General features: G+C 61.2%; 18 protein-coding genes, 1 tRNA gene and 1 pseudogene. 13 read left to right on the top strand and 7 right to left on the bottom strand.

Going from position 1 to position 19,584, the window contains the following annotated elements; genetic code table 11:
• The 3 genes from B5E41_RS20090 to B5E41_RS20100 all read left to right on the top strand — a co-directional run bounded on the left by B5E41_RS20090 (position 1) and on the right by B5E41_RS20100 (position 2,111).
• Positions 1 to 972: a beta-ketoacyl-ACP synthase III gene (locus tag B5E41_RS20090; RefSeq protein WP_064811671.1), complete on the top strand. Its 972-nt coding sequence runs from the start codon at positions 1 to 3 to the stop codon at positions 970 to 972.
• A gap of 106 nt (positions 973 to 1,078) precedes the next feature.
• Positions 1,079 to 1,417 (top strand): integration host factor subunit alpha, encoded by a 339-nt coding sequence (locus B5E41_RS20095; protein WP_047616420.1) that lies wholly within the window; start codon positions 1,079 to 1,081, stop codon positions 1,415 to 1,417.
• Positions 1,418 to 1,568: 151 nt separating this feature from the next.
• Positions 1,569 to 2,111 (top strand): MerR family transcriptional regulator, encoded by a 543-nt coding sequence (locus tag B5E41_RS20100; protein WP_064801706.1) that lies wholly within the window; start codon positions 1,569 to 1,571, stop codon positions 2,109 to 2,111.
• On the opposite strand, the gene B5E41_RS20105 is transcribed toward B5E41_RS20100, so the two are convergent.
• Entirely contained in the window at positions 2,112 to 2,459 is a 348-nt protein-coding gene (locus B5E41_RS20105) for a response regulator (protein WP_088395838.1), read from the bottom strand.
• A gap of 274 nt (positions 2,460 to 2,733) precedes the next feature.
• Between B5E41_RS20105 and B5E41_RS20110 the strand changes: the two genes are divergently transcribed.
• Complete coding sequence (locus B5E41_RS20110; protein ID WP_088395796.1) at positions 2,734 to 4,380, top strand: ATP-binding protein; 1,647 nt, start codon at positions 2,734 to 2,736, stop codon at positions 4,378 to 4,380.
• A 34-nt stretch (positions 4,381 to 4,414) separates the two neighbouring features.
• Here the strand turns inward: B5E41_RS20110 and B5E41_RS20115 are convergent, their stop codons facing one another.
• Positions 4,415 to 4,729, bottom strand: a complete 315-nt coding sequence (locus B5E41_RS20115; RefSeq protein WP_088395797.1) for a DUF1236 domain-containing protein — start codon at positions 4,727 to 4,729, stop codon at positions 4,415 to 4,417.
• A gap of 319 nt (positions 4,730 to 5,048) precedes the next feature.
• On the opposite strand from B5E41_RS20115, the gene bcsN reads away from it, so the two are divergent.
• From bcsN to B5E41_RS20145, 6 genes and pseudogenes are all read left to right on the top strand, one after another.
• Positions 5,049 to 6,029, top strand: coding sequence for a cellulose biosynthesis protein BcsN (bcsN, locus tag B5E41_RS20120; protein WP_088395798.1), 981 nt, complete (start codon positions 5,049 to 5,051; stop codon positions 6,027 to 6,029).
• 53 nt (positions 6,030 to 6,082) lie between these two features.
• Complete coding sequence (bcsA, locus tag B5E41_RS20125) at positions 6,083 to 8,275, top strand: UDP-forming cellulose synthase catalytic subunit (protein WP_088395799.1); 2,193 nt, start codon at positions 6,083 to 6,085, stop codon at positions 8,273 to 8,275.
• Positions 8,272 to 10,703 (top strand): annotated as a pseudogene (locus tag B5E41_RS20130) (cellulose biosynthesis cyclic di-GMP-binding regulatory protein BcsB). Before bcsA ends, B5E41_RS20130 begins: the two are co-directional and overlap by 4 nt.
• On the top strand, positions 10,700 to 11,746 hold the full coding sequence (locus tag B5E41_RS20135) for a family 8 glycosyl hydrolase (protein ID WP_088395800.1): 1,047 nt from the start codon (positions 10,700 to 10,702) through the stop codon (positions 11,744 to 11,746). Before B5E41_RS20130 ends, B5E41_RS20135 begins: the two are co-directional and overlap by 4 nt.
• Positions 11,743 to 14,112 carry a cellulose synthase gene (locus tag B5E41_RS20140; protein WP_088395801.1) on the top strand — a complete coding sequence of 790 codons (2,370 nt, stop codon included), beginning with the start codon at positions 11,743 to 11,745 and terminating at the stop codon, positions 14,110 to 14,112. The genes B5E41_RS20135 and B5E41_RS20140 overlap by 4 nt, the downstream gene beginning before the upstream one ends.
• A 75-nt stretch (positions 14,113 to 14,187) precedes the next feature.
• Positions 14,188 to 14,856 (top strand): HAD family hydrolase, encoded by a 669-nt coding sequence (locus B5E41_RS20145; protein WP_088395802.1) that lies wholly within the window; start codon positions 14,188 to 14,190, stop codon positions 14,854 to 14,856.
• A gap of 71 nt (positions 14,857 to 14,927) precedes the next feature.
• Here B5E41_RS20145 and B5E41_RS20150 read toward each other — a convergent pair whose 3' ends face one another.
• Positions 14,928 to 15,308 carry a hypothetical protein gene (locus tag B5E41_RS20150; RefSeq protein WP_088395803.1) on the bottom strand — a complete coding sequence of 127 codons (381 nt, stop codon included), beginning with the start codon at positions 15,306 to 15,308 and terminating at the stop codon, positions 14,928 to 14,930.
• Between the two features lie 525 nt (positions 15,309 to 15,833).
• On the opposite strand from B5E41_RS20150, the gene B5E41_RS20160 reads away from it, so the two are divergent.
• Positions 15,834 to 15,910 (top strand) — tRNA-Pro (locus B5E41_RS20160).
• A gap of 81 nt (positions 15,911 to 15,991) precedes the next feature.
• On the opposite strand, the gene B5E41_RS20165 is transcribed toward B5E41_RS20160, so the two are convergent.
• Both B5E41_RS20165 and B5E41_RS20170 read right to left on the bottom strand, forming a co-directional pair.
• Positions 15,992 to 16,624 carry a class I SAM-dependent methyltransferase gene (locus B5E41_RS20165; RefSeq protein ID WP_088395805.1) on the bottom strand — a complete coding sequence of 211 codons (633 nt, stop codon included), beginning with the start codon at positions 16,622 to 16,624 and terminating at the stop codon, positions 15,992 to 15,994.
• An 86-nt stretch (positions 16,625 to 16,710) separates the two neighbouring features.
• Positions 16,711 to 16,926 (bottom strand): hypothetical protein, encoded by a 216-nt coding sequence (locus B5E41_RS20170; RefSeq protein WP_088395806.1) that lies wholly within the window; start codon positions 16,924 to 16,926, stop codon positions 16,711 to 16,713.
• A 241-nt stretch (positions 16,927 to 17,167) separates the two neighbouring features.
• Between B5E41_RS20170 and B5E41_RS20175 the strand changes: the two genes are divergently transcribed.
• Together B5E41_RS20175 and B5E41_RS20180 are read left to right on the top strand one after the other, a co-directional pair.
• Entirely contained in the window at positions 17,168 to 17,377 is a 210-nt protein-coding gene (locus B5E41_RS20175; RefSeq protein WP_088395839.1) for a hypothetical protein, read from the top strand.
• Between the two features lie 250 nt (positions 17,378 to 17,627).
• Complete coding sequence (locus B5E41_RS20180; protein ID WP_064801730.1) at positions 17,628 to 17,840, top strand: hypothetical protein; 213 nt, start codon at positions 17,628 to 17,630, stop codon at positions 17,838 to 17,840.
• A gap of 54 nt (positions 17,841 to 17,894) precedes the next feature.
• On the opposite strand, the gene B5E41_RS20185 is transcribed toward B5E41_RS20180, so the two are convergent.
• Positions 17,895 to 18,188, bottom strand: coding sequence for a helix-turn-helix domain-containing protein (locus tag B5E41_RS20185; protein WP_088395807.1), 294 nt, complete (start codon positions 18,186 to 18,188; stop codon positions 17,895 to 17,897).
• Between the two features lie 70 nt (positions 18,189 to 18,258).
• Positions 18,259 to 19,440 carry an ROK family transcriptional regulator gene (locus B5E41_RS20190; protein WP_088395808.1) on the bottom strand — a complete coding sequence of 394 codons (1,182 nt, stop codon included), beginning with the start codon at positions 19,438 to 19,440 and terminating at the stop codon, positions 18,259 to 18,261.
• Between the last annotated feature and the right edge of the window lie 144 nt (positions 19,441 to 19,584).

The following is a 19,584-nucleotide window of genomic DNA, read 5'->3' on the forward strand; positions in this document are numbered from 1 at the left end:
ATGATCCGTTCAGTGGTTCGCGGATTCGGAGCCGCACTTCCGAAGCGCGTGATGACCAATCGTGATATGGAGGCCATCGTCGACACGTCGGACGAATGGATCGTCCAGCGCACCGGCATCCGCCAGCGGCACGTGGCCGGCGATGACGAGACGACAGCTTCGCTCGGCGAGGCAGCCGCGCGTGCGGCGCTTGCCAATGGCGGCCTGACGCCCGCCGATATCGATCTCATCATCTGTGCCACCTCGACGCCGGACAACACCTTTCCGGCAACCTCGGTCAACATCCAGAACCGTCTCGGCATGAGCCACGGTTTCGCCTTCGACGTCCAGGCCGTCTGCACCGGCTTCGTCTATGCGGTCACGACCGCCGACGCCTATATCCGCGGCGGCCTTGCAAAGCGCGTTCTCGTCATCGGCGCCGAAACTTTTTCGCGCATTCTCGATTGGAACGATCGCACCACCTGCGTGCTTTTCGGCGATGGCGCCGGCGCGATCGTGCTCGAGGCGGCAGAAGGTGAGGGGACGTCTGCCGATCGCGGCGTGCTGACCGCGCATCTGCGCTCCGACGGTTCGCACAAGGACAAGCTTTATGTCGATGGCGGACCGTCGACGACGGGCAGCGTCGGCAAGCTGCGCATGGAAGGCCGCGAAGTCTTCAAATATGCCGTCGGCATGATTACCGATGTCATTCAGGCCGCTTTCGATTCGACCGGGACAACTGCCGAAGACCTTGACTGGCTGGTGCCGCACCAGGCCAATCGACGCATTATCGACGGTTCGGCGAAGAAGCTGAACATCGATGCGGACAAGGTCGTCGTCACCGTCGACCTGCACGGCAATACCTCGGCCGCCTCGATCCCGCTCGCGCTTGCGACCGCTGCCGGCGACGGCCGCATCAAGAAGGGCGACCTCGTGATGCTCGAAGCGATGGGCGGCGGCTTCACCTGGGGCGCTGTTCTCTTGCGCTGGTAAGCACGAATCCAAAAAAAACGGCGGCGAACAAGAGCTTGACCGTGAGGCGCAAGACAAATACTCTTCGTTCGCTTTCAAAAAATATTTTGTAATGGGCGGGGAAACCATGACGGGAAAAACAGTGACGCGAGCAGATCTGGCGGAATCCGTTTTCCGCAAGGTTGGTCTTTCCCGGACCGAATCCGCTGAACTTGTGGAAACCGTCATCGACGAAATCTGCAACGCCATTGTGCGTGGCGAAACCGTCAAGCTTTCCTCCTTCGCGACCTTCCAGGTTCGCGACAAGAACGAGCGGATCGGCCGCAATCCGAAGACCGGCGAGGAGGTTCCGATCTCTCCCCGCCGGGTGATGACCTTCAAGGCTTCGAACGTGCTGAAGACGCGCATCCTCAAGGCGCATGTCGCCCGCAAGATCAAGCTGAAGCCGCAGAACCCGGCTCCCTGATATCGGGCTTCCTCCCCTTCGAAGCGACATTTTTTCCTGGCACTGGTCGATCCCCTGTGCGCAACGTCGAGACATGACTTGAATTGTCGACGCCAAACCTTTGAAATATGGTGAGTCGCCGTTGGATCGAGCCTGCGAGGTTGCGTAGCATATGACGTTGGACAAGAGCCCCGATGCCTTTCGCACCATCAGCGAAGTCGCAGACGATCTTGATCTGCCGCAGCATGTGCTGCGCTTTTGGGAGACACGGTTTCCCCAGATAAAGCCCATGAAGCGCGGCGGTGGCCGTCGCTACTACCGGCCGGAGGACGTCGACCTCCTCAAGGGCATCCGGCATTTGCTCTATGATCACGGCTATACGATCAAGGGCGTGCAGAAGCTTCTGAAGACCAACGGCAACAAGTTTGTCATCTCGGTCGGCCATGGCGATCTCGCCAGCGTCGAGGCGCTTGCCTCGGGTGCGCAGGAGGCGGGCGCCGGGGAACCGCGTGTCGCCATGGCGGAGGAGGATCAGATTGTCGGCCGTGCCAAGCCGCCGATCACCCGCCGGTTCTTCAATTTCGTCGCCGGAGACGACGAGCAGCCGGAAGTCTCGATCGGCAAATCGAGCGTCGGCAAGGAAGACAGGGCGTTGCTTCAGGAGGCCCTCTACGACCTCCTGGAATGCAAGCGTCTGCTCGATCAGGTGCGCTGATTAGATTCCGCAAAGCTGCTTCATCGCCTGTTCGAGCTCGCTGAGCTGGAACGGCTTTCGCAGCACCGGGAGCGCGCTGGGGCTGCTGCCTTCCGGGGCGCTGCCATATCCCGTTGCATAGAGATAGGGCTTGCCGCGTCCGTCGAGCAGCTTTGCGACCGGCAGCGAGCTCCGGCCGGCGAGGGACACGTCGAGGATTGCAGCGTCGAATTCCGCGTCCCTGGCGGTTGCGAGCGCTCTTTCCAGATCCGGCGCGCTCGCACAAACCCGATAGCCGAGATCGCTGAGCATGTCCTCCAGCAACATGGCGATCAGCGCATCGTCCTCGACGATGAATATGTCTTTCATGATCCCGTCCACCACCCATTCCCCTGCCGGGCACGAAGATTTATGTGGACCGCTTGCGAAGCTCGTCAAGACGCCACGCGCAGCGGTGGTAAAACTTGTCGCTCAAAACAGTGCCGCGGTTTTGAGACGCCAATATGTGTAAACATAAAAGCCTAAGGCGCGGCAAGCGAATCTGAAAGATCGCGCCGCGCTTTGGAAACAGCATATTGCCCGGCGAAATTCGATGTGCAAAAGCTGAGGTGCCGTTTCCGCGACGGCCGAGAAGGGGAGTGGAATGGATTTGTTGAGTGCCACGGATTGGCTGCGTCACAGGCCGGGCTATACCTATCCGCTGGCCGTTGCCTTCGTCGGTCTGACCTTTCTTCTAAGACTGGCCGCCAGTGATTATCTCTCCGGATTTCCCTTCCTGAGCTTCCTTCCGGCGATCTTGCTCGCAAGTTTCATGGGCGGCGCCGGGCCGGGCCTCGTGGCGGCCATGCTCGCCGGTTTCCTCGTCCAGCAGTTTTTCGTCGAGCCGCACGATGCCTTCTGGCCGGTGAGCGCCGGCCAATGGATCGGCCTTGCGACCTTTCTCATCAATGCGGCGATCATCATCGGTCTGATGGAGACGATTATTGTCGCCCATCGCAGGCAGAGCCGCCTTCGCAGCGAACTCAACAGCTTTAATGCGCGCCTTGAAGAAACGGTGGTGCAGCGCACTGCCGAACTCAGGCATGAGATGGAAGAGAATGCCGCGGCCCAGGCGCAGGTGCGCCAGCTGCAGAAGATGGAGACGATCGGTCAGCTCACTGGCGGCGTCGCCCATGACTTCAACAATATGCTGGCAATCATCATCGGCAATCTCGATCTCGCCCAGCGGCGGATGACCGGACGCGAGGATCCCCGCCTGCTGAACTCCCTTCAGAATGCCAGAGACGGAGCCCAGCGAGCCGCGGTATTGACCGCACGTCTTCTCGCTTTCTCTCGTCAGCAGCCGTTGGCCCCGGAGGTGATTGACGTCAACAAGCTGGTCGGCGGCATGTCGGAGTTGCTGCGGCGCACGCTCGGCGAACATATCCGAATCGAGACCGTGCTTGCCGGTGGCCTCTGGCCGACTTTCGCCGATCTCAGCCAACTCGAAAACGCGATGCTGAACCTTGCCGTCAATGCGCGCGACGCCATGCCCGGCGGTGGTCATCTGACGATCGAGACCGCCAATACCGAACTTGACGAGCGATATTCGCGCATGCATTCGGAGGTCGAGGCGGGCCAGTATGTGATGATCAGCATCACTGACACCGGCATCGGCATGTCGCCCGATGTAATCGACCGCGCCTTCGATCCGTTTTACACCACCAAAGGACCCGGCAAGGGAACCGGTCTTGGGCTGAGCCAAGTCTATGGCTACATCAAACAGAGCGGCGGCCATATCAAGATCTATTCGGAGATCGACCGGGGAACGACGGTCAAGATCTATCTGCCGCGTCATGTTGGCAAGGCGGATGCCCGGCTGGCCGCCGCCGGCGCCCTGCCGATTCCTCAGGGAAGCGTCAACGATACTATCCTGGTGGTAGAGGACGATGAACATGTCCGCACCATGACTGCCGAAAGCCTCCACGAACTCGGCTACAGCGTGTTGCAGGCGGCAAGCGGCGTGGAGGCGCTTCTCCTTTTGGAGGAGAACCCCGACGTCGATCTGATCTTCACCGATATCGTGATGCCGCAGATGAGCGGACGTCAGCTTGCTGATGCCGTTCAAGAAAAATGGCCGGCGATCCGGATTCTTTACACCACGGGTTACACACGCAATGCCATCGTCCACAATGGCGTGCTCGACCACGGCGTCTCGCTGCTCGCCAAGCCATTCAGCCTGGAGCAACTCGCTCATAAGATCCGTGAACTCTTGAACGTGCCGGTGAGCGCGGGAGATGAGGGGACGTAAGTCGTACAGGCTCGCGTTTCCACCCCCCAATCCCTTATTCGAGAATCTGGATCACGCGGTGCGTCTTCGGCTCGACGATCACGCGCCGCTCGTTGACGACGGTGTAGGCATAGCCGTCGACATTGGGCACGGTATGGACTTCAATCGTATCCGGTAGCGTCGCGCCGACCGTGATTTCGCCATCATAGACGACGGATGGCGTGTTTTGCTCCATGACATAGGTGCGCACCTCGCCGGGCAGGACGACGGAGCCGGTTGGTGCGGGATCGGTGACAATCACCGTGCTCTGTGCGAAGGCGGCCGAGCAGATGGTCAGCATGGTGGCTGTAGCCAGCATGATCTTGCGCATGGGATGATCTCCTTTTTGAACTCTGGACATCAAGGCAACGCCGGCCATACCGCATAGTTCCGCTACCGCCTTGGCGTCGTGGGAGAGGCCGGCGCGCCGATTGTTTGTTGCTAAACCGGTATATGCACCATACGGTTGATCTGTCCGAATCACGTTCAACGCGAGTCGTCTGGTGGCATCAGGGTCGGGCTCTTTACTCTTCGTTAACCATGTCGGCGATTTATGTCAGGTGAACGGCCGGGTGGCTGTTGATTCGACGGTCCGTCGCGTTTCGGTCTGCGAATGGATATCTGGAAAGACGATTACGGCGGCTCGAGACATGCGCTTGGGGAAGACGATATCGCTGTTGGCCGTGGCGGGTCTGATGGCCGGCTGCACGTCGACAGGCGGTGTGCGACAGCCTTCCGGACCGGAGACGGTGGCGCCTGAAAAGGCGCTGGTCCTGCCGCCGCCGGGCGGACCGTCGATTGTCAACGTCGTCGAGCGCAAGCGCGGCAATGGCGTCGAGCAGACGATCTCGCTGTTCACCTCATCTTCCGTACCCGGCCAGAATTTTCTGAAAGCCGAGTTCTTCGGCGCTTCCGGGGCCAATCCCGGGATGGGCAATGCCAGCTTCAGGATGATCAACGAGAGCGGCATTGCCCGCGAGGTGGCCCGTTCGGCTCCCGGCGTGCCGATGGCGACATCGGCGACCTTCCTGCAGAACGCCTATGGCCCCTTCGGCTATGCTTCCGGCCGCAGCCGCGCCGGCGATACCTGCATCTATGCCTGGCAGCAGATCCGCTCGAGCGCGGCCGCCAATACCCAGGCGCGCAATTTCGGCATGATCCAGGTGCGCCTGCGCCTGTGCGATGCCCGCACCACCGAGCGCCAACTGCTTGGCATCGTCTACGGCTATACCATCACCGGCACCTTCGACGGCCCGACCTGGAATCCGTACGGTAACCCTCCCCCCGCCAGCGCGGCGCTCGGTCGTACCGGTGAACCGATCTATCCCGATGAGAGCGGATATCGCGCCAGCCCGATGCCGATCGGCTACGAGCCGGCGCCTGCCATAGTCCGCCTGCCGCGGACAGCTCCGGTTCGCAGCGCCCCAAGCCAGCAACCGGCGCAGGGCGCCGCGCCCTTGCCGACGCCCATCGGCCCGCGCGTGCCGCTGCCGAGCGAGGCGCCACAGACGAGTGCCGCGCCGGATCCGGCCGCGGCGCCGTTGGAACAATCGGCAAGAGCGATCGGCGTCAAGGTGCCCTCGCCGGACTGCATAGGCGACGCGGCCATGACGGCCGTCTGCCGGAGATAGAGTATGCCCCGGGGTAACAGACGGTGCCCCGGCGCAATTTCGAAGGAACGTCGATGCGCAAAGCCCGCAGTGTCTTCATATGGGCCGTTGTTTCGCTCTGCATGATCGTGCTGATCACTCTGCCGGTTAATCTGCAGACCCAGCTCATCACCAGCATTACGGTCGTCACGGTGATGGCGCTCATTAAGATTCTGAAGGGCGAGGGGACATGGCGCCTGGTGGCGCTTGCCTTCGGAACGTCGATCGTGCTGCGCTACGTCTATTGGCGCACCACCAACACCCTGCCGCCGCTGAACCAGCCTGAGAATTTCATTCCCGGCTTGCTGCTCTATCTTGCCGAAATGTACAGCGTCGCGATGCTGGCGCTCAGCCTTTTCATCGTTGCCACACCGCTTCCGTCGCGCCCATCGCGAGCCGCCAATCCCGGGCGCTTGCCCCATGTCGACGTGTTCGTGCCATCCTATAACGAGGATGCCGGCCTTCTCGGAAACACGCTGGCTGCCGCCAAGGCGATGGACTATCCGGCCGACAAGCTGCATGTCTGGCTGCTCGACGACGGCGGCACCCTGCAGAAGCGCAATTCCGGCAAGTTGCTCGAGGCCCAGGCGGCGGCGGCCCGCCATATTGAGCTCAAGCAGCTCTGCCAGGATCTTGACGTCACCTATCTCACGCGCGACCGCAACGAGCATGCCAAGGCCGGCAATCTCAACAATGGCATGAAACATTCGACCGGCGAACTCATTGCCGTCTTCGACGCGGACCACGCGCCGGCTCGCGATTTCCTGCTCGAGACGGTCGGCTACTTCGAAGACGACCCGAAGCTCTTTCTCGTCCAGACCCCGCATTTCTTCATCAATCCCGATCCGCTCGAACGCAATCTTCGCACTTTCGAAAAAATGCCTAGCGAGAATGAGATGTTCTACGGCATCATCCAGCGCGGCCTCGACAAATGGAACGCCGCCTTCTTCTGCGGCTCGGCTGCAGTCTTGAGCCGCAAGGCGCTCGAATCCCAGAACGGCTTTTCCGGTATCAGCATTACCGAGGATTGCGAGACGGCGCTGGCTCTCCATGGCAGCGGCTGGAACAGCATCTATGTCGACAAGCCGCTGATCGCGGGGCTGCAACCGGCCACTTTCGCAAGCTTCATTGGCCAGCGCAGCCGCTGGGCGCAGGGCATGATGCAGATCCTGCGCTTCCGCTTCCCGCTTCTGAAGCGCGGCCTATCGATCCCGCAGCGCCTGTGCTACATGTCATCCACGCTTTTCTGGCTCTTCCCGTTCCCGCGCACGATCTTCCTGTTTGCGCCGCTCTTCTACCTGTTCTTCGACCTGGAAATCTTCACGGCCTCCGGTGGCGAATTCCTTGCTTATACGCTTGCCTATATGCTCGTGAATCTGATGATGCAGAACTACCTCTACGGATCCTTCCGCTGGCCCTGGATTTCCGAGCTTTACGAATATGTCCAGACCGTGCATCTGCTGCCGGCCGTCGTCTCGGTCATGCTCAACCCGAGGAAGCCGACGTTCAAGGTCACCGCCAAGGACGAATCGATCGCCGTCAGCCGCCTGTCTGAGATCAGCCGTCCCTTCTTCGTGATCTTTGCGGTACAGATCATCGCGCTCCTCATCACTTTCTACAGGATTTATGCCGAGCCCTATAAGGCCGACGTCACACTTGTCGTCGGCGGGTGGAACATCATCAACCTGATTATGGCCGGCTGCGCGCTCGGCGTCGTGTCGGAACGTGGCGAGCGCGCTTTGTCCCGCCGCGTCCGCGTCAACCGGCGCTGCGAGTTTTACGCCAACGGCAAGTGGTATGCGGCCTCGATCGAGGACGTCTCCGTCCACGGTGCAAGGCTGCATATCTTCAACAAGCATCTCGATGAACTGCTCGTCGGCGCCCCCGGAGAGATGCGCTTCCGGCCTTATAGCGGCGCAGATCTGGAAACCCTGCCGCTGATCGTTCGCAACATCGAGCCATCAGGCGATATCAGTAATGTCGGCTGCCAATACGTGCCGAAAAGCGCGCTTGATCATCGCCTGATCGCCGATCTGATGTTTGCCAATTCCGATCAGTGGACCCAGTTCCAGGAATCGCGCCGCCGCAATCCGGGCCTCATCCGCGGCACCATCTGGTTTCTTGGCCTGTCGTTCTATCAGACCAGCCGCGGCCTGGTTTACCTCTTCCGCAGCATGCGGCCGGAGCGGGAGGCGCAGCAGCGGGCGGCAAAGGTCAATGCCGGATGAGAAAGATCGTCGCCGCCGCGCTTCTCCTGTTGCATGCCCCCGCTGTCACCCAGGCGCAGACGGCGCCCTTCGATATGTCCGGCGAGCGGCCGCCCGGCGCGTCCACCGCCCCGAGATTGACGCCGCCCGCTCCGCCCGCAGCGACGGCGCCGGTACCTGTCACGCCACCCATTTCCGTAACGCCCACGCCCGTTCCTGCGCCGATCACTGCCGTGCCGCAACCGACGACGCCGGCGCCTCAGCCTGGCGCGGCGGCGAATGCCGCTTCGCAGCCGCGCCACCGCGATATGAGGCGGTATCTAGTGCCCTTTTCGAAATTCAGCCTCAGCGGCGAACACGACCGCCGGTCATGGTCTGTCTATCTGACTTCCGAGCAGGCGGCCGCCAAGGCGAGTTTCACCTTCGCCTATCAGAATTCGATCGTCGTCGCGCCGGAAGCCTCCGCGCTGACCGTCTATCTCAACAATCGTCCGATCGGTCAGCAGCGGGTCAGCTCGGCGGACGGCGTTTCCGCCGTCACTTTCGAAGTTCCCTCCGGCCTGCTGCAGCCGGGCGCCAATCTTGTGACCTTCCAGGCAGAGCAACGCCATCGCACCGATTGCAGCATCCAGTCCACCTATGAATTGTGGTCGAATATCGATCCGGCCGGAACCTTTCTGAGCTTTGCCGGCGGCAATGCCGCGGAGCTTTCGAGTGCCGACGCGATCCGCGCCATCGGCGTCGATGGCGCCGGCAGGACGGAGTTCGATATCGTCGTCCCGGCGCTGGAGCAGCCGGGGACGACCAAGCCGTTGTTGCGACTGGCACAGGGTCTGTCGGTGCTGAGCAGCATGCCGAACCAGATATTTGCCTTCAGCACTGCCTCCCTCCCAGCCGCCGGTCCTGGCAAGCTCGGGGTGCTCGTCGGGACTGCCACGGAGCTGCGGCCGTTCTTTCCCGGCCTGCCGCCCGCGGCCGAAAGCGCGCCGCTCGCGGCTTTCGTGACCGATCAGCGCAGCGGCTCGCCGGTGCTTCTGATCAGCGGCCCCTCCTGGCAAGCCGTGTCCTCGGCGATCGATACCATCGTTTCGCCGACGGACAGGTCCGCGGATGTCCGCCGCGATGCGCTGACCACCGAGCGCTGGAGTGCGCCGAATGCGCCGCTGGTCTTTTCCGACACCAGCATTGCCCTCTCGCAACTCGGCGTGAAGACCACGGAATTTTCCGGCCGACGGTTCCGCACCAGCTTCAATGTCGCCGTGCCGGCCGATTTTTATGCCAATGCCTATGGCGAGGCGAAGGTGCTGCTCGATGCCGCCTATACCGACAATGTGCTGCCGGGCAGCCATATCGATATTTACGTCAACGACAACATTGCCTCCACAGTGCCGCTTACCTCGACCACCGGAGGCATTCTCCGTCATCTGCCGATCCGCGTGACGATGCGCCACTTCAAACCGGGCCTCAATACGATTGGGATCGAGACGATCCTGATGACGAAGGACGATGCCGTTTGCGCTCCGGGTGCTACCGCCGCTGCCAATCCCCGTTTTGCCCTGTTCGATACCTCCGAAGTGCACATTCCGGATTTTGCCCGTGTTGGGCAGCGTCCGAACCTGGCCGCCATTTCCGGCACGGCCTATCCCTATGGCCGGGCGACGGAACCGACGCCGCTCTTCATCGATCGCGTCGATGCCGATACGCTTTCGGCCGCGGCTACGCTGCTCGGTCAGATGGCGGTGATGGCCGGCCATCCGATCGCCGTCGAAACCGTCGCTTCGCCGAATACGATCGGCGATCGGGACGCCATCTTCATCGGCTCGATTTCGCAGATGCCGGCAACCGCGCTGACGCAAGCCAATATCTCGACGGCGAGCCAAGCCTCGTGGCGTCCGGTGGCCGACACGGAGCAAGGTGTCGTCGATACCGGCACGGCCTTCGAGACGTGGAATTCCAAGGTCAGCGGCGGTATCTTGCGCAGCCGCATCACCGCCTTCCGTGAATGGCTGGGGCGCAATTTCGATATCACCCGCAGTTCGCTGCAGTTCATCCCCGGCGCCGAGACGGTCTTCACTCCCTCCAACGCCGACACGCTCATGGTTGCGCAAGGCTCCAGCCCCCTGGGAGAGGGTTCATGGACCGTGGTGGCGGCACCCTCGGCAAAGGATCTGCGCGAAGGGCTCGAGGTGCTGACGGTCAGCTGAACTGGCCGCAGATATCAGGCCATATCACCACCTATTCGAGCAAGACCGGCAAGATCGATACAGTGCCCGTGACCCGCTTCGATTTCGTTCCGTCCACGCCCTGGTCTATCGCCAATTACCGCTTGATCGCCGCCAACTGGTTGTCGACGAATATCCTCTCCTATGCTTCGCTACTCGTCGTCTTCGTGTTGCTGATCGGCGTCGCCACCTCGCGCATGCTCAAAACGCTGGGGCGGTCCAAATGAGGCGGTGGCGCGCGCTTCTGCTTGCGGCGATGGCTGCGTTTGCCCCGGCAAGCCCGTCCGCCGCCGCGCAGCCGGCGATGATCAATGCCGATGCGTGGTCCGCTTACAAGGCGAAATTTCTCGATGCGAGCGGCCGGATCATCGATAACGGCAACGGCAATATCAGCCATAGCGAAGGGCAGGGCTATGGCATGCTGCTCGCTTATCTCTCGGCGAGCCCTGCGGATTTCGAGCAGATCTGGTATTTTACCCGTACCGAACTGCTGTTGCGCGACGATGGCCTGGCCGTCTGGAAATGGGATCCCAACGTCAAGCCGCACGTGACCGACACTAATAATGCCACAGATGGCGACATGCTGATCGCCTATGCCCTGGCGCTAGCCGGCACCGCATGGAAGCGCAACGACTATATCCTCGCCGCCTCCCGCATGGCGCAGGCGCTGCTTGCGAAAGCCGTCGTCCGCTCGGCAGGCCGGACGCTGCTGATGCCGGGCAGCGAAGGTTTTGGCGCCGCCGATCGTGACGACGGCCCTGTCGTCAATCCTTCCTACTGGATTTACGAGGCAATGCCCGTCATGGCAGCGCTTGCTCCCTCCGATGCCTGGAAAAAGCTTTCGGACGACGGCGTGGCGCTGTTGAAGACGATGCAGTTCGGTCCGCGGAAGCTTCCTGCCGAATGGGTCAGCCTCAGCGGCCCCCCGCGACCGGCAGAGGGTTTCGACGCCGAATTTGCCTATAATGCTCTTCGCATCCCGCTTTATCTCGCGCGCGGCGGCATCAGAGACAAGGCGCTGTTGAACCGCCTGCGAACGGGCATGTCGCAGAATGGCATTCCGGCCACGATCGATCTGACCACCGGCCGGCCGAAGACCGTGTTGCCGGACCCGGGTTATAGAATTGTTAACGATGTTGTGGCCTGTGTAACCGACGGGACGAGGCTGCCGGTCTCGGCTCTGCAATTCGCACCCACGCTCTATTATCCGTCCACGCTTCAACTGCTGGGGCTGGCCTATATCGGGGAGAAGCATCCGGAGTGTCTGTGAAAGCTTCTCTCGTGGCGATGTCAGCGGCAGTCGTGGTGGCGACCCTCGTCACCGGACTGAAGGATCGTGCCGCTCTGCAGCAAAAGCTCGGCCTTGGCTCCGCAGACAGGCCGGCGCCGGAGCTGTTGATGATGGGCCGCATCAAGCCGGACGACGCTCCCGCGGGCAATTCCGCATTCAATGCCGAGACCGTCGCCGACAGGATCGAAGCGATCACTTCGTCGCCGCCACCGGCACGGAGCAGCGATGAGCCGAATGCCGCTGCAGAGCAGCCGGCAGCACCGCAATCCGATGCGCCGCAGACGGCTGCGGAGCCGGCCCCGGTCGCGCCGCCGATCGTTTCCGACCCGCCGGCGCCTCAAAAGGCCGCGGCGCCCGCGCCGCCTGCCGTCGATGAAAGCGCGCTTCGCTATTTTGCCAGCCGCGGCGACAAAGTGCGCCTGCAGGCCGAAATCTCCCGGCTTCAGGCGCTTTATCCAAACTGGGTTCCGCCGGCCGATCCACTCGCCGTTCCGCAAAACGGCGACAAGCAGCTCGAGGCCATGTGGAAGCTTTATTCCGATGGCCGCTATGCGGAGTTGCGCAAAGCGATCGCCGACCGTCAGGCCGCCGACGCCGGATGGCAGCCGCCGGCTGATCTGCTTGAGCGGCTTGGTGTCGCCGAGGCCCGCTCCCGCCTCATCAACGCTTCGGATCTCAAGCAATATGCGACCGTGGTCGATATCGCCGCCGCGACGCCGAGCCTGCTCACCTGCAGCGAGGTCGACGTGCTCTGGCGTGTCGCCGAGGCCTTCATCCGGACGGAGAGGGCGCAGCGCGGGCAGGATGCTTATGCCTATATCCTGAAGAACTGCACTGACGCTGCCGAACGGCAGGCGACGGTCGAAAAAGCCTCGACGCTGCTTGACTACCAGCCGATGCAGGCGCTGCTGGCGCTGGAAAAGCCCGCTGTCGATGGCAGCAGGGAATTCGACGCAATCCGCGACAACCTTGCCCGACGCTTCGTCGCTGAAAGCAATGACGATCCGAAGCTCGCCATCGCGCCGAACTATGTCTCTCACCTCGAAAAGCTCGCCGAAAGCCAGGGGTTAGCCTCCGATGCGCTGCTGCTCGGCTGGCACCAGCTTCGCCGCAACAATCCTGCCGATGCCGAAAAGTGGTTTCGTACCGCCCGCGACAGGGAGGATACGGCGGCCGCCTCGCAGGGGTTGGCGCTGGCGCTGATCGCCCGCAAGGCGCCTCAGGAAGCCGAGGACGTGATGTTCCGCTGGCGGGCCGATTCCGATGATGCGAGCGCGACCTATCTTGCCGCCACCGCCAACCTGATGGCGCTGCAACCGCCGGCCGATCTGACCGAGGACGTGCTTCATCGGATCGCAGCCGAAGTCATCGCCCGGAAATATGTGCCGACGGCGCAGCAGTTCGGCTGGTATGCCCGCTCTCTCAACCAGTTCCAGACCGCCGCGCGCTGGTTCGAAACCGCGCTGGCATGGAAACCGGATGACGAACCGTCCGCCTACGGCCTTGCCGTTACGCGTGAGCAGCTGAACGACCGCAAGGGTGTCCTCGACCTCCAGCGCGTGTGGGCCGGCCGGTCGGCGCGAATCGCCGATCTTCAGGACACTTCCTTGCCGGCGTCGAGCGCCGATACCCAGTCCTCAAAGGCGCCGCTCGCGCCGCAGCAGCCGGGCCAGCCGGTAGAGCCGCGGCAGCGTCCGGCCGCTTCAATGGCGCCGCTTCCGGCCGAGCCGCCGACTGTGCGGCAGCCGGGACCGGACGTCGCCATCCGCGCCGCAAGGCCGGCGATGCAGACGGTGACTGTCGAGCGCGGTCCGCGCCAGGCGCGGGACTGCTCGACGACCATCGACGCGGGACGACTCGGGCCGGGCGAGGCGCTGTCGCGCGGCTGGTGCCTGATGGATATCAACCGGCCAATGGAGGCGGTCTCGGCCTTCGAGACGGCGTTGCAGAGCCCTGTCCGCAAGATCCGCGAAGACGCAGCCTATGGTCAGAGCCTCGCCTATCTGCGCGCCGGTCTCTCCAGCAATGCCGCCGTTGCGGCGACCAAGGCGCCGCAGAGCCGCCAGCGCGCTGCAGAACTGCAGGTGGCGATCCTCGCCGATCGCGCCTTGTCGGCCTTCGACGCGGGGCATTACCGTGAAACCCTGATCTATCTCGATCAGCGCGCCCAGTTGCAGCAGGAGCGGATCGATCTGATGGTTCTGCGCGGCTACTGCTATCTCAATTTGAAAATGTACGATGACGCGATGCGAATCTTCGAAGCCGCCGCCGCGACCGGCAATCGCGACGCCGCACGTGGTCTGGCCGATGTTCGCAACGTCACGCATCCTGATGTCAACGACTGACGTTGACGCCGTCGCCGCTCCCGGCTACTCGCCTGCCGGAGAGGCCCACTGCCTCGTGCTCGCAAGGAAACACCCGTGCCCGGTCACCACGACGTCCTCGACAGATCCTATGACGCCTTCCTCTTCGATATGGATGGAACGCTGCTGAATTCCATTGCCGTCGTCGAGCGCGTCTGGAGCGAATGGGCAAGACGACATGGTTTTGAGCCGGAGGTTTTCCTTAAAACGATCCACGGCATTCGTGCCTCCGACGTGATCCGCGGCCTCGGCCTGCCGGGTGTCGATCCGGTGTACGAGGCGGATCTGCTGCTGGCCGAGGAGATGGAGGACGTCTCCGGCATCATCGAAATTCCAGATGCCGTCCGCTTCCTCAACGCCATCCCCGATGGCAGATGGGCGATCGTCACCTCGGCGCCGATCGAACTCGCCAGGCGCCGCATGGCTGCAGCCGGCATTCCGACGCCGAAGGTGATGGTCAGCGGTCGGGAGGTCGTGGCCGGCAAGCCCAGCCCCGAGGGTTATCTGCTCGGTGCAAGCCGCCTCGGAGTCGACCCGGCAAACTGCCTGGTCTTCGAAGATGCCGTTGCCGGCATCCTTGCCGGCGAGGCCGCCGGCGCCGACGTCACCGTCATCACCGAAACCCACGCCACGCCTTTCGAAACTCCGCATTTTTCGATTGCCAACTATCGGGCGTGGCAGCCCCGCCAGACCGCCGAAGATCGGCTGAAGGTCGTCGCAATCTGAACGTTACCGGGCGCACTGCTTCCTTCGCGAAACGCTTCATCTCCACCCATCATGCCGACCACGGCGCCATCCTATTTCTCAGCGCGGTTGAGGAGAATGCGCATTTCGTCGAAGCGGCGCTTGCGGTCACCGTCATCGGCATTCGGTGAATAGCACGTGCTCGACACGCAGAAGCGCGCCAGGTTGTGCGGTTTATCCGCCTTGTCGAACTCGCATTCGAATATGTCGGTCATTTCGGCCGGCGCGGTTCCCTTCCGGGTCGAATACGACATGCGGACACCCGGCGGCTTCAACTCGGGAAAGGATTGCACGGTGCCGATAGCGAGCTGATCGGTCATGAAGAAGCTCTTTGCCACGGATTTGCAGGTATCCTCGAGCTCAGGCGACTGCGCCATCGCATCAGCGGGTAGGGCGAACGCGGCAAAGGCAAATAATATGATCGGCTTACGCACTGCGACTTCCTCCACTGTCTCTGTCGATTGAGGTAGAGCGGTGAGACCAAAAGCAAATGGTAGTCTGCCTGCGGTGAATCCAACAACCGAGCCATGTCCGCTTGTGGTGACATCGGACTTCAGTCTCTGTTTCGCGATTGCTTTCAACATCAAGTGTCTGTTGGCGATCAGGATCTTGGGAGAGGCGGAAGCGCAAAGATGGCGATAGTCAAAGCCATCGCTGATGAAAAGAAAGCTGCAATCGCCAAAGGTCGGGCGCAGATTGCAAATGAGAACGCTTCTACTGCAGACGACGAGACTCCGGTCATTTAAGGCTGAGCACGCCTTGCGATTCAAATGGAAAGGATGGTCAACCGAATTCGCTCTCGGAAACGCATCGGAAACATCGCGTGGCACTTTCGTGGGCCTGTTTGCGCCGATCTGTGCTTTTCGACGCCTTCCGTTCTATTTTTATTCCACGACCATCATTTTCCCCTTGCGCTATGAAGGCCGATTTCATAAAGCAATCAAGCCGTTTCGGCAGGTCGGGGCGTAGCGCAGCCCGGTAGCGCACTTGACTGGGGGTCAAGGGGTCGCTGGTTCGAGTCCAGTCGCCCCGACCATTTATCCCCTTGAAATCCCAGTCAGAACATTGCGTTTATGGTGAATCCCGCGCGTGCGTGGCCGCGGTAGAGAACGGGCCGTCAGTGTGGTTTCTGCGCGATTGCTATCATCGACTTTGCCAGAAGCGGAATTCTCCCGACATATTCGAAGTCGACGTCTTGGAAGCCTGTGTCGAGCAGCAGCGTGCTGAGTGTCCCCGGGGACCAGAATTTGATGTGGCCGTGGTCTTTGAGCGGCATGAAATGGTCATCCATCTTTCCGCTTACCGCCAAAGCCAGGTTTTTCCAATAACCGTGAAAAGGCGTCGATACGACCGCGATGCCTCCCGGTTTCACCAGATCGTACATGGTCGCCGAGAAAGCCTTCGGGTCGTAAACATGCTCCACGACTTCTATGCTGATCACCGCATCGAAGGTCCCGTAGCGGCTGGAAAGATCGTCGTAGCCGGACCCGATTTCCAGCGGAAGATCGGGATGGACCGCTTTCGCTTTCGCAATGCCGTCCTCCGACGGATCGACGCCGACGACGTCGTAGCCTTTCTCCACAAGCACCGAGGCAGCGCCGCCGGTGCCGCAGCCGAGATCAAAGACCGCCGTTTCGTTTGCCTCGTGGAAACTGTTTTCAAGAACGTCGACAACGGCCGGCAGGATATAAGAATGAGCGGTCGTTGGCTTGGCGTGAACATAGGTAGTAGCGTCCAGTTCGATAGACATTTTACCTCCTGAAAAAATTGAACGCGCCGAGGCAATGGTACGGCGGACTTTGACGGCAGTGTGGTGCCGTTATGGTAATAAGGTGATCACGCCGGTCGGCATTCGCCGCCATCCTCCGATGCCCAACGGCCGAACCGCTTTAAGCTCCTCTTCACCACGACGCGATTGATGGTCATGCTCGCGCCGGGAATATCCCGAAGCTGATTGACAGGGTGGCGCGAAGATGCTGAAAACGGCCGGATTTCGGGTCTATGCCATTGGGCAGAGAAAATGGTCGGTGTATCGAATTCGATTTTGATCATTTGAAGTAAATCATCCAATGAAATACTCTCTTAACGGGAGCGGTTGAAAAATAGCTCTTCTAGTTATTTTTGTGAATCCATCAATAGTATGGACTGACATTTGTTTGTTTCGTTAAGGCTATACAGAATTTTACGCTGAATAGTCTGATTTTAAATTTCAGAGAACCTTTTGGCGTTTCGCATTTTTGCGAATATGTGTAGATTGGGATTGTTCCTCTCAGAGATGGCCTGGTGCGAGCGCATGGCGGATATGAACCAGAACCCAACTTGCAGGCAGGCCCTTGCCGATGCTTTCCAAGCTCTGTCGGACGAGGCGGTCAAGGCCGGCTGGCCAGAGGGCGACGTTGCCCTCGCGCTTGCCGAACTTGCCGAGGAACGAGTGATCGAGCTGACCGCCAAGGTGATCATGGAAGGCTTCATCGATCCGCCGTTCATCGCCGCTGGCGGCTGAAGCAGTTGCGGTAACGCCAGGATCAGGATGAAGCCGCGAACAGCGAATCTGCAAAATCGCAACACGCCTGAGCCGGTTCGGATCCCTGCTGCAAAGCGCGTCAGACGTGCGCGAGGAAATTATGTTCTGCAGGAATTTGCGCAGTTGCTAAAGTTCGGACCCTCACGCATAATAACTTCATTGCCGGTTGCGGAGGGCGGCCGGCGATGCAAGCGTGTAGGCGTTTGTCCTCGGAGGGAAGTGCGGCGTGATGTTACGGTCATCAATTCATCCGCATGATTTACCGCTCTTTTCGGAAGATCTCGATCTGCTTTCGCAAGTGCTCGACAAGGTCTGCGACGAACGCGGCCTGGTCAGAACGACGCCGGAAGCCGAGAGGATCGGTGCGGTTATCATTCAGCTTTACAGGCAGGGCGTGAGAGACGGCGGCAAACTCGCCGACCTTGCCAAGACCTATCTCTGACACGCGGTTCCCGCAATAAAGGATGGGACCGCGAAACCTGACAGACGGATCTGGTCAGTCGTCATTGGCGGCATTGAGATTTTCCGGCCGGATGCCGTCATCGGTTGATATGCGTGCCCGCAACCGGATGCCGGGGCCGCCTTCATCTTGATTGCCACTCGACAGGAAGATGATGCCATGCGCCTCGAGCGTGCTGCGCACGTCGAACAGCGCATGCGGCTCGCCCTCAAACTCGCCCTGTTCCAAGGCCGTCACGGTCTCGACCGGCAGGCCGCTTGCGGCGGCGAGCTCTTCGATGCTCATTCCGATCATGGCGCGCGCGCCGCGTATCTGCGTTGCTGTTATCATGACGCAAAATCTAGCGCATTTGCCGCGCTTCGCAAGTGGCGCAGCGGCCGATTGCGAGCCGCTGCGATCGTCAAGCGTCCTGCAATTTTACACCGAACAGATCGTCATGCATGCGCTCGACGGCGATCCCCATGCCTCCCATGAGAGCGGCGCGGTTGCCGAAGCGGCTGATCTCGATGCGTGGCGGGTAGGGGGTGCAACGCGGCAGAAAAGCGCGGATGGCGTTTACGAGCTCCGGCCTTGCACCGATACTGCCGCCGGTGATCACCAGTTCCGGGTCGAGAGTTGCTCCGATGGCGGCAATAGCCATCGCCACCAGTCTCGCTGTTTCTTCGATTGCGGCGATGGCGCTCGTTTCGCCTGCATTGAACGCAGCGAAGAGGTCGGCCACGCTAGAGGCGTTGCGCCCGCCGAATCCGGTGTAGCGCCGCAGCATGGCGACGCTGCCGACCGCGGTCTCGAAGGTTCCCAGTGTAAAACCGCCTGGATCAAAAGCATCGCCGCCGAGTGGAAGATAGGCAATTTCGCCGGCCGCGCCGCGGGCACCGCGCAACAGCGCGCCATTGGCGATAATGCCCATGCCGACGCCCGTCCCAAGCGCCACGAAAACAAAACTGCCGACCTTGACGCCGTGTCCCCGCCATCTCTCCCCTTGCGCGGCGAGGTTGACGTCATTTTCGATGATCACCGGTATGCCCATCTTGTCGCTGAACGCTTGCCGCAGATCCATTGCGTCCACGCCGGGAATGTTCGGCGCGACGTTGATATGTCCGGTAGCCGGATCGAGGACGCCGGGACTGCCAAGCACGACGAGACGCAGCTTGTCGGCAGTCGTCCCCGCCGCAAGCGCGAGTTGAGTGATCAGGTCGCTGAACTGGTTGACGAGATGCGGTCCGCCGCGTGGGTCGGTGGGCACTTTGGTTTCCGCAACGACATTACCCAACAGATCGCAGATAGCCGCAGCGATCTTGGTACCTCCGAGATCGATGGAGACCGCCAGGCCCGCGCTTGCGTTGATTTCATAGATGATCGCATTCCGGCCGGGACGACCATCGGTCTGTCCGACAGGTTTCAGCCACCCATCGTCCTCAAGATCGCGCACGACATCGGAAATCGTCTGTTTCGACAGGCCGGTCAGCTTGGCAATATCGGCGCGGGAGATCTTCCCCTTGGCTAACACGGTTCGGATCACCGTATTGGTCGAGATTTTTCGTGCGATGGGAGTCTGTACGATAGACGACGTCGTTGCCATCCGGCTAATCGTTCCAATTAGTTCGAGGTATATCCCTAATGCAAGGTCAGTCCGGTTCTCAACCGTCGCGAAATGATGGGTTCAGTCCTCAACCCTCATCTCCATAGCCCAGTTCAGTACACGGAAGCCGACAATTTGTCTACG

The organism is Rhizobium esperanzae (assembly GCF_002204185.1).
GTDB lineage: Bacteria > Pseudomonadota > Alphaproteobacteria > Rhizobiales > Rhizobiaceae > Rhizobium > Rhizobium esperanzae.